Annotated in this window: 7 protein-coding genes; 5 read left to right on the top strand and 2 right to left on the bottom strand. The window is 52.0% G+C overall.

Features of this window, described 5'->3' with window-relative positions; genetic code table 11:
* Positions 1-275 precede the first annotated feature (275 nt).
* The 4 genes from kdpB to L9W92_RS16235 all read left to right on the top strand — a co-directional run bounded on the left by kdpB (position 276) and on the right by L9W92_RS16235 (position 6,532).
* Positions 276-2,276, top strand: a complete 2,001-nt coding sequence (gene kdpB / locus L9W92_RS16250; protein ID WP_240084791.1) for a potassium-transporting ATPase subunit KdpB — start codon at positions 276-278, stop codon at positions 2,274-2,276.
* 24 nt (positions 2,277-2,300) lie between these two features.
* Complete coding sequence (gene kdpC / locus L9W92_RS16245; RefSeq protein WP_240084789.1) at positions 2,301-2,879, top strand: potassium-transporting ATPase subunit KdpC; 579 nt, start codon at positions 2,301-2,303, stop codon at positions 2,877-2,879.
* Positions 2,880-3,143: 264 nt separating this feature from the next.
* Complete coding sequence (locus L9W92_RS16240; RefSeq protein WP_240084788.1) at positions 3,144-5,843, top strand: DUF4118 domain-containing protein; 2,700 nt, start codon at positions 3,144-3,146, stop codon at positions 5,841-5,843.
* A 2-nt stretch (positions 5,844-5,845) separates the two neighbouring features.
* On the top strand, positions 5,846-6,532 hold the full coding sequence (locus L9W92_RS16235; protein WP_240084787.1) for a response regulator: 687 nt from the start codon (positions 5,846-5,848) through the stop codon (positions 6,530-6,532).
* On the opposite strand, the gene L9W92_RS16230 is transcribed toward L9W92_RS16235, so the two are convergent.
* Positions 6,527-7,372 carry a fatty acid kinase binding subunit FakB gene (locus tag L9W92_RS16230; protein WP_240084786.1) on the bottom strand — a complete coding sequence of 282 codons (846 nt, stop codon included), beginning with the start codon at positions 7,370-7,372 and terminating at the stop codon, positions 6,527-6,529. The two genes, L9W92_RS16235 and L9W92_RS16230, sit on opposite strands and share 6 nt — an antisense overlap.
* Positions 7,373-7,429: 57 nt before the next feature.
* A complete protein-coding gene (locus L9W92_RS16225; protein WP_240084785.1) occupies positions 7,430-9,058 on the bottom strand; it encodes a fatty acid kinase ATP-binding subunit FakA in 1,629 nt (542 codons plus the stop codon).
* Positions 9,059-9,333: 275 nt separating this feature from the next.
* Here L9W92_RS16225 and L9W92_RS16220 point away from each other — a divergent pair, with 275 nt between their 5' ends.
* Positions 9,334-9,831, top strand: coding sequence for a YajQ family cyclic di-GMP-binding protein (locus L9W92_RS16220; protein ID WP_240084784.1), 498 nt, complete (start codon positions 9,334-9,336; stop codon positions 9,829-9,831).
* Positions 9,832-9,847: the final 16 nt, after the last annotated feature.

Here is a 9,847-nt window from a genome sequence, read left to right as displayed (position 1 = left end):
TTAGATCCGAATTCCCAATTGGATGCGGATTTAAAAAAAATTCCTCTATGGTAAGTAGGAGGAATTCAATAACGATGGTTCAAGCAAAGCCTTGTGCCATCTGCCTCGGCGAATGCCGAGAGGCTATCGACCTTTTAAGGAGGTTTAAAAAAATGGATGTCCCCGGCGGTTCAGCAGTCGTAAAACCTAAAACAGAGGTAAAAAAGCACAAATTGCAGGTTCTATCCCCCGGTTCAGTCAGTGCTAAGCAGAGAGATGGCAATTTAAACAGTTCCATGCTGACACGAGCCATATGCGGGGCTTTTTTAAAACTTAATCCAAGGAGTTTATGGGCCAGTCCGGTTATGTTCGTCGTTGAGGTCCTGGCGGTGCTGACCACCTATTTCACTGTCCGGGATGTGATAAACGGCCAGCCGGCGGCGATCTGGTTTAACGGCCAGATCGCCGCCTGGCTCTGGGTAACCGTTCTTTTCGCCAACTTCGCGGAGGCGCTGGCGGAAGGCAGGGGCAAAGCGCAGGCCGCCGCCATGCGCCATACCCGCAGTGAAACTCTGGCTATTAAACTGACAATGGACCGGGCGATGAAGATTCCCGCCTCTCAATTGCGCAAGGGCGATGTGGTGCTGGTGACGGCAGGGGATGTTATTCCCGGTGACGGCGAAGTGATCGATGGTATCGCCTCGGTAGATGAAAGCGCCATAACCGGCGAATCGGCGCCAGTCATTCGTGAGTCGGGCGGGGACCGCAGTTCCGTGACCGGCGGAACACGGTTGCTTTCCGACTGGATCAAGGTACGCATTACCGCGAATCCTGGTGAAACGTTCCTGGACCGGATGATTAACCTTGTGGAAGGAGCCAAGCGGCAAAAAACTCCCAATGAAATCGCCTTAAACATTTTATTATTGGGGCTTACTATTATATTTCTGCTTGCGGTGGCAACCCTGGAGCCTTTCGCGGTTTACTCCGGTACATTGGTTTCGCTGCCCGTGCTGGCGGCCCTGCTGGTTTGCCTGATTCCCACCACTATCGGGGGGCTGCTGAGCGCCATCGGCATCGCCGGGATGGACCGGCTGTTGAAACGCAATATTCTGGCCATGTCCGGCCGGGCGGTAGAGGCGGCCGGCGACGTGGATGTGCTGCTTCTTGATAAAACCGGCACCATCACCCTGGGCAACCGCATGGCCACAGAGTTCGTGCCGGTGCCCGGCATATCACCGGAAAAGCTTGCCGGGGCGGCCCAGTTATCTTCTTTGGCTGATGAAACGCCGGAAGGGCGGAGCATAGTGGTGCTGGCCAAGGAAAAGTTCAACTTGAGAGAACGCGACATGGCCGGCCTGAGAGCAGCCTTCGTGCCTTTCAGCGCGCAGACGCGCATGAGCGGCGTCGACCTGGAAGGCAGGGAGATACGCAAAGGGGCTGTGGACGCCATTGAGAAATACCTGCGGGATAAGGGCAAGAATCTATCGTCTGAAATAAAAGCGATAGCTGAAGAAATTGCCAAGAAAGGCGGCACGCCTTTAGTGGTGGCTGAAGGAGACAGGGCGCTGGGAGTCGTTTACCTTAAGGATGTGATAAAAGGCGGCATCCGTGAACGCTTTGCCCAGCTGCGCCGTATGGGCATCAAAACCGTCATGATCACCGGCGACAACCCCCTCACTGCCGCGGCCATCGCTGCCGAGGCCGGGGTGGATGACTTTCTTCCCGAGGCCACACCTGAGGCCAAGCTGAAGTTGATCAGGGAATATCAAGAAAAGGGACACCTGGTGGCCATGACCGGCGACGGTACCAATGACGCGCCGGCTCTTGCCCAGGCCGATGTCGGCGTGGCCATGAACAGCGGCACCCAGGCGGCTAAAGAGGCCGGCAACATGGTGGATTTGGACAGCAACCCCACCAAACTGATTGAGGTGGTTGAGACCGGCAAGCAGCTTCTGATGACCAGAGGCGCGTTGACCACCTTCAGCATTGCCAACGATGTCGCCAAATACTTTGCCATTATCCCGGCGCTGTTTTTAACCACTTACCCGCAACTGGGCATACTCAATATCATGCGGCTGGCCTCGCCGCAGAGCGCCATCCTCTCCGCGGTGATCTTTAACGCGCTAATCATTGTGGCGCTAGTGCCCCTGGCCTTGCGCGGGGTGGCTTACCTCCCCATGGGCGCGGCCGCGATATTGCGGCGCAATATGCTGTTATACGGTTTGGGCGGCCTGGTGACTCCTTTTATCGGGATCAAGGCTATTGACATGATCATTGTGGCTTTGGGAATGTTATAGTTATGGAAGGGAAGCGTGGGGAGTATGCTGAAGCCTACGGTGAAGGCTTTACTTTTATTGCTGTTTATGACACTATTGACGGGAGTCGTTTATCCTTTGACGGTTACCGGCCTGGCCCAAGTTTTTTTTCCTCACCAGGCCAACGGCTCTCTGGTTTACCGGGATGGTGGGCCGGCAGGCTCAGTCTTGATTGGGCAGGGCTTTACACAGCCGGAATATTTCCACGGCAGGCCGTCCGCGGCCGGTCAGGACGGGTACGATGCCGCCGCCTCGTCAGGCTCCAACCTTGGGCCTACGAATCAAGTCTTCCTGGAGAGGATTGGCAAATATTCGGAACAAGTACGCGCTGAGAATGGATTGAGCAAGGATAGTCCGGTGCCGTCTGACCTGGTTACCGCTTCAGCCAGCGGGCTCGATCCCCATGTCAGCCCTGAGGCGGCCTTGCTGCAGGCGCCGCGGGTAGCGGCGGAAAGGCATTTGCCCGAGCAGGAAGTGAGGCAGTTGGTGGAAAAGTATACCGAAGATCGCCAGTTGAGTATATTGGGTGAGCCAAGGGTAAATGTCTTACTGCTCAATTTAGCCTTGGACAGGATGAATAAATAGCTAGACAGTTACTTTTTAGAATTCATTAGTCAGAATTCAGTAGGGATCCATCTGAAGGTGAAGCGAAGCTTCACAGTCGTCAAACTACTAACTATTAACTACTAACTATTAACTACTAACTATTAACTACTAACTATTAACTACTAACTACTAACTACTAACTACTAACTACTAACTACTAACTACTAACTACTGACTACTAACTACTGGCTACCGGCCATGTTCTTCCGGTAAATATCAATAAAGCTATACAGGTGGTTGCGAATGGAGAGAGAAAAGCGCGCTGACCCTGACGCCCTGCTGGCCAGCTTGACTGACGACAAGCATGGCAGGCTGACGGTGTTTCTTGGCGCAGCGGCCGGAGTGGGCAAGACTTACGATATGCTGGAAGCCGCCCGGGAACGGCTGGCAGAAGGCGTGGATGTGGTGATCGGCTGGGCGGAAACGCACGGAAGGGCGGAAACAGAAAACCTTTTGAAGGGTCTTCCGGCTGTCCCGCCCCGTCGCCTGCAATACCGGGGCAAAGAGTTTGGCGAAATGGACCTGGACGCCCTGCTGGCCCGGCGCCCGCAGCTGGCGCTGGTTGACGAACTGGCCCATACAAATATACCCGGTTCCCGGCACACCCGGCGCTACCAGGATGTCGAGGAATTGCTGGCGGCCGGAATTAACGTTTATACCACTTTAAATATACAGCATCTTGAAACGTTGAACGACATTGTGGCGCAAGTAACCGGCGTGACAGTACGGGAAACCGTGCCCGACCAGATCCTGGAAAAGGCCGCTCAAATTCATCTGGTGGATATACCCGCGGAGGAGCTGATCCAACGGCTAAAGGAAGGCAAGGTTTATGTGCCCGGCCAGGCCGCAGAAGCTTTACGGAAATTTTTCCGCCCGGGAAATATCAACGCCCTGCGTGAACTGGCCTTGCGCTATACTGCAAAACGAGTGGACCGTCAAGTTGAATCCTATATGCGGGTGCACGGTATCCCAGGTCCCTGGCCAACCGGCGAGCGGGTCATGGTCTGTATCAGCCCGAGCCCCTTTTCAGCCCAGTTGATCCGCACCGCCAAGCGTATGGCTGAGGGTTTAAAGGCCGAATGGCTGGCCGTCAACGTGGAGACGCCCCGCCGGCTTCCGGTTAGTGAGGCGGAAAAAGACCGTCTGGCAAGAAACAAGCGTCTTGCTGAGGAACTTGGGGCTGAAACCATCAGCTTAACCGGCAATGACGTGGCGGAAGGACTCCTGGAACTGGCCGGGAAGCGAAATGTGTCCCAAATTGTTATCGGAAAACCATTGCATAACAAATTTTGGGATTGGGTGCATGGGTCAATAGTGGACAGGGTCATTCGCCACAGCCAGGGCATCAGTATTCATGTTCTTCCGGGAAAAGCAAAACAAGAACAAGAAAAAATAACGACCAGACCGGAACGGCGGTCTTTCCCGGCATATCCTTACGCGGGGTCATTATTTATTATGCTTCTTGTTACCGCCATGGCAGTCCTGGCATCCCCGTATCTTACACTTGTCAACATTGCCATGATTTATCTTCTGCCCGTGCTCATCAGCGCCGTCAGGTGGGGCACAGGACCGGCAGTGATTGCGGCGGCCGCGGGTATCTTAGTTTTTGACTATTTTTTCGTGCCTCCTACCTACAGCTTTACAGTAGGTGATTTACGTTACCTGATAAGTTTTTCGATATTCCTGTTGGTAGCTTTTCTTACTGGTACTCTCTCCGCCCGGCTGCGGCAGCAGATAACCAGCGCCAGGCAGCGGGAAACCAGGACGGCGGCGCTGTATGCCTTGAGCCGTGAAATAGCCGCGGTGGCTGAACTTCGACAGGTTTTAGCGAGTGTGGCCCGTAAGGTCGCCGAGTCTGTGGAAGGCCAGGTGGTTGTGCTGTTGTCCGATAAAAACGGAAAGCTTGTACTGCAAGCCTGCTCAAGTAATCAAGATAGGAGTTTATTAAATGAAAATGAGCTTGCGGCGGCAACCTGGGCTTTTGAACACGGTGAGGCGACAGGCAGAGGCACGGACAATCTAGGCGGTGTAAAAGGGATATATTTACCCTTGCGAACAGAGCAGAGTACAAGAGGTGTTTTGGGGATAAAAATAGAAAGCGCTAAGCAGTATCTGCAGCCGGAGCAGCGGCGTCTGTTGGAAGCTTTTGCCGGTTTGGCGGCGGTGGCGGTCGCCAGGGCTCAATTGGCTGAACAAGCCAGGGAAGCGCATTTGCTGGCTGAATCGGAGCGCCTGCGGGTTGCCTTGTTTAATTCTTTGTCCCATGATTTGCGTACGCCCCTGGCTTCGATTATTGGAGCGGTTACAGGACTGTTGGAACAAGAAAATATATATAGCCCCGCTGCCCGCCATGACCTCCTGCAGACTATTCAGCAGGGCGCGATGCGCATGAACAGGTTTGTCGGCAATCTATTAGACATGGCCCGACTGGAGAGCGGTGTGCTCAAGTTAAACAAAGAATGGTGCGACATTCAAGACGTTGTTGGTGTAGCGGTAAGCCGTGTGGGTGAGCCGTTGAACAAACGTTCCTTAAGGATTGATATACAACCGGATCTGCCGCTGGTGAAGGCTGATTATGTTTTGCTCGAGCAGGTCATGGTTAATTTGTTGGATAACGCGCTGAAGTATTCCGACGCGGGAAGTGAAATTGCTATTGCCGCTCGTAAAATTGATCAGAATGTGAGCATATCAGTCATTGATCGCGGGCCCAATATTCCTCCCGAAGATCTGGAGAGAGTTTTTGATAAGTTTTACCGGCTCCATTCACCTCGCCAGGTAAGCGGCACCGGTTTGGGCCTGGCCATCAGCAAGGGTTTCATTGAAGCGCACGGCGGCAGGATCGAAGCTTCTAATAACCCCGCCGGAGGGGTAGTTATTACGATCATTTTGCCTTCAGGCGCTGAGGGACCGGAAGAGGTGCTTGATGAGGGAAAAAGGGGATAGCGATGGATAATAAAAGTAGAACACGCATACTTGTCATCGACGATGAAAAGCAGATCCGCCGGCTTTTAAAGGTAACTCTGTCCGAACACGATTATGAGGTTGAAGAAGCCGTCGACGGGCGGGAAGGGATAAATAAAGTTTTATACTGTAAACCGGAATTAATTATCCTTGATTTGGGCTTGCCGGACATGGATGGCATCGAAGTTATAAAAAAATTGCGTGAATGGTCTAATACGCCAATTATTATCATTTCCGTACGGGAACAGGAAAGTGAAAAAATAGCCGCGCTTGATTCCGGGGCGGATGATTATGTAACCAAGCCTTTCGGCATGGGGGAACTGCTGGCAAGAATCAGAGCGGCCATGCGGCATGCGTCAGGTGCCGGCGACGAACCGGTAATTAATTTTGATGAATTGGTTGTTGATATAGCCCGCCGCCGTGTCACTATCGGGGAAAAAGAAATCAAGCTTACCCCGACTGAATATGAAATATTAAAAAATTTAGCCGTTTACGCCGGTAAAGTGCTTACCCACAAACAGTTGCTGCGTGCTGTCTGGGGTCCCGCTTATCTAAACGATGCTCAGTATTTGAGAGTTTATATCGGACAGCTGCGCAGAAAAATTGAAGTTGATCCGTCACGCCCGCGGCACATTATCACTGAGTCTGGTGTGGGATACAGGCTGTTATAATTCGGCAAATACGATCCCAAGCACCCCGGGCCCCACGTGGGTGCCTATCACGGCGCCGAGGCCGGTGACAACAGGTTCGTCACAGTTCAGCTTTGCCGCTAATTTTTGCCGTAGTTGCTCTACTCCTGCCGGGTCATTGCCATGGACGAGAGAACATTTGATCTTTTGATTTCCGGCTGTTTCTTCGACTATTTCCACTAACCGGTCAATTGCGCGCGTTTTGCCCCTGACCTTTTCGTGGGGGTTAACTATGCCTTCCTTTAAATATAATAGAGGCTTTATGTTTAAAATTGTGCCCAGAAAAGCCTGCGCCTTGCCGATCCGGCCGCCGCGCACCAGGTAATCAAGGCTGTCGACGATAAAAAATACCTGTATTTTGGGGATAAGCTTATTTATTACGTCAAGGATCTCCTCCTTTGATTTGCCGGCCCGGGCAGCGGCGGCCGCTTCAAGGACAACCAGCCCCAATCCCATGCTGGCCAGTTTTGAGTCTATTACTTCAATATCAACTCCGGAAACCATTTCCTTGGCCATTCGAGCCGATTGGCAGGTGCCGCTTAATTTTGAAGATAAGTGTATAGATATGATTTTGCCGCCTTTCGCGGACAGCTTGCCGTAAGCGGCGGCGAACTCAGCCGGGGTGGGCTGGGAGGTAGCCGGCATCTCCCGGTTTTCTGCCAGACGGCGGTAAAATTCGACGGTATCGATTTCCACACCGTCCAATAACGGTTCACACCCGCTGAAAATTACTTTTAGCGGCACCACGGTGATGCCGTATTCATTAATAAGCTCCGGCGGTAAATCTGCAGTGCTGTCGGTTGCAATATGGACTTTGTTCATTGGACCACCCTTCGTAAACATTCCACCAGCGGGACGTCTTGCAGCAAAAAGTACAGCTTACTCCACTGATATCAGCAAATCATATACCGGCTGGCCGCCGTTTTGCATTTCGAAATCCTGCCCGGCATATTTCTGCCGCATTCTTTCCGTTATCTCTTCGGCATCTGCAACGGTAATTTTATCACCAAAGTAGATGGTGACCAGGCGGCCTTCACCTTCGATTAATACCTGCAGGAGGTCTTCGAGCACACCGGTTAGTTCCGTTCCCGCGCTGCTCAGATCCCCGTCGGCCAAACCGATAATATCTCCTTTTTTAATATGCAAGTTTCTGTACTCAGTGTCACGCACCGCGGTGGTGATTTCACCTGAACGGACTGAGCCCAGGGCCTTAGTCATTTTGCGCGCGGCTGCCGCAAAGTTATCCTCCGGGTTCAAGGTAAGGAGAGCGGCAAGTCCCTGGGGAATACTCTTTGAAGGAATAACTGTCACTTCCTTTTGGGATAGCCTGCCGGCTTGTTCAGCCGTTAATATGATATTTTTGTTGTTCGGCAGAATGATTACCCGCCTTGCCGGCACTTCATCAATTGCCGCGAGGATCCCGCCCGTGCTGGGGTTTAAAGTCTGCCCGCCGGAAACCACGGCGTCAGCCCCCAGGTTTTTCATTATTTCCGTAATACCCTCCCCGGCGCCCACTGATATAATCCCAAAAGGTTTGCCGGAAGCGGAACGTTCGGTTTCGGCAAGCAGCTCCTGGTTCTGCTCGGCCATGTTATTTATTTTCAAGTCGTGCAGAGTCCCGTGTTTAAGACAGTACTCAAGGATCAGGCCGGGGTTGTTGGAGTGGATATGCACTTTTGCAACGCTTTCGCCGCCGACCACCATCAGGCTGTCGCCGAAAGGAGACAATGCCGCGCGCATTTTTTCGAGAGGCAGGTTAGCCCCCTTCACCAGCAGTTCAGTGCAATAGGTGAAATTGATTGCGCCGGCGTTTTCCTGAAAAACCGGCTGATTTTTTGAGGGTGGTTCTTCTTCGAAAACCAACGGAGCTGCGCATGATGTTTTGGCCGCCGGTGAGGCCGATTTGAGGGCGCGCAGGAAGCCCTCCAATATTACTACAAAGCCCCTGCCGCCGGCGTCGACCACGCCTGAACGCTTCAGCACCGGCAGCAAATTCGGGGTTTCCTGCAAGGCGTCGAGCGCTTTTTTAAAAACGGTAACCATCAGTCTCAGTAAATCGCTGCTTTGCCGGGCGGCCGCGCCTTCGGCCGACTTTCTCACAACGGTGAGAATTGTCCCTTCAACCGGGCTCATTACGGTGCGGTAGGCCACTTTCGCGCCCTCTTCAAGGGCGGAGGCTATATCGGGGGCCGTTGCCCTCTCAACGCCGCTGAGGGAATTGGCGAAACCCTGCATTATCTGGGAAAGAATCACTCCCGAGTTGCCCCTGGCGCCGATTAAACCGCCGCGTGCCGCCGCCCCGGCCACCAAGCCGATATGGTTTGAATCAACCGACTCAGCTTCTTTCACAGCGGACACAAGGGTTTGGTACATGTTGGTGCCGGTGTCGCCGTCCGGCACAGGAAAAACATTCAAAGCGTCTATTTCTTCCCTGGACTGTCCCAGGAGTTTGACCGCCCCCCGGAGCATCATCTTCAGATCAACACCGTTAAACGAGTATATCGCCACTACTATTCTCCCGCTTTTATTAGATTTTTGTAACTATTCAGGAGTCAGGAGCCAGTGGTCAGAATAAGAGAATGGTTTATCGTCTCGAAATATTTTGAATTCTGACTCCTGAATTCTGAATACCTTATATAGTAATATTTTCGACATGCCGGGATGTTTTCCCTTTGTGAGGAAAACATAACACTATTATAATAATAATAGATTCCTTTGACAATTTTCATGGTAAAATGTACATTATATATAAAAAGGTATAAGAAAGAGATCGGGTGTTTATTATGGCAAAGGAAAATTCTTTCGATATTGTGTCACAAGTGGATATGCAAGAGGTAAACAACGCTGTGGACCAGGCTATCAGAGAATTGCGCACCAGATTTGATTTCAAGGGCAGCAGAAGTGACATTAATTATGACGGAGACACAATTATTCTGACAGGTGATGATGAATTCAAACTGAAGAATGTGGTTGACATTCTGGAGGCAAAAATGGTGAAGCGCGGTGTTAACCTGAAAGCCCTGAGATACGGTAAAATCGAACCTGCCGCCAAAGATACCGTGCGCCGGCGGGTTACTCTGGTCCAGGGACTGGATAAAGAAAAAGCTAAAGTAATCACGAAGATGGTCAAAGACAGCAGGCTTAAGGTACAGGCCGCAGTTCAGGGGGATCAAGTGCGAATCAGCGGAAAGAACCGTGATGACCTGCAGGCTATCATGCAAAAAATTAAAGATCACGAATTTGATATTCCCATACAATTTGTCAATTACCGGACATTTTAACAAAGTAAAGGGGATA

The organism is Pelotomaculum terephthalicicum JT (assembly GCF_022410535.1).
Classification (GTDB): Bacteria; Bacillota; Desulfotomaculia; order Desulfotomaculales; family Pelotomaculaceae; genus Pelotomaculum_D; species Pelotomaculum_D terephthalicicum.
This window is presented reverse-complemented; position numbering and strand designations above follow the sequence as displayed.

What these genes read in the sequence shown, in the direction of transcription:
- kdpB (WP_240084791.1), top strand. Translation starts at nt 276, where the DNA reads ATGCTGACACGAGCCATATGCGGGGCTTTTTTAAAACTTAATCCAAGG.
- kdpC (WP_240084789.1), top strand. Translation starts at nt 2,301, where the DNA reads ATGCTGAAGCCTACGGTGAAGGCTTTACTTTTATTGCTGTTTATGACA.
- L9W92_RS16240 (WP_240084788.1), top strand. Translation starts at nt 3,144, where the DNA reads ATGGAGAGAGAAAAGCGCGCTGACCCTGACGCCCTGCTGGCCAGCTTG.
- L9W92_RS16235 (WP_240084787.1), top strand. Translation starts at nt 5,846, where the DNA reads ATGGATAATAAAAGTAGAACACGCATACTTGTCATCGACGATGAAAAG.
- L9W92_RS16230 (WP_240084786.1), bottom strand. Translation starts at nt 7,372, where the DNA reads ATGAACAAAGTCCATATTGCAACCGACAGCACTGCAGATTTACCGCCG.
- L9W92_RS16220 (WP_240084784.1), top strand. Translation starts at nt 9,334, where the DNA reads ATGGCAAAGGAAAATTCTTTCGATATTGTGTCACAAGTGGATATGCAA.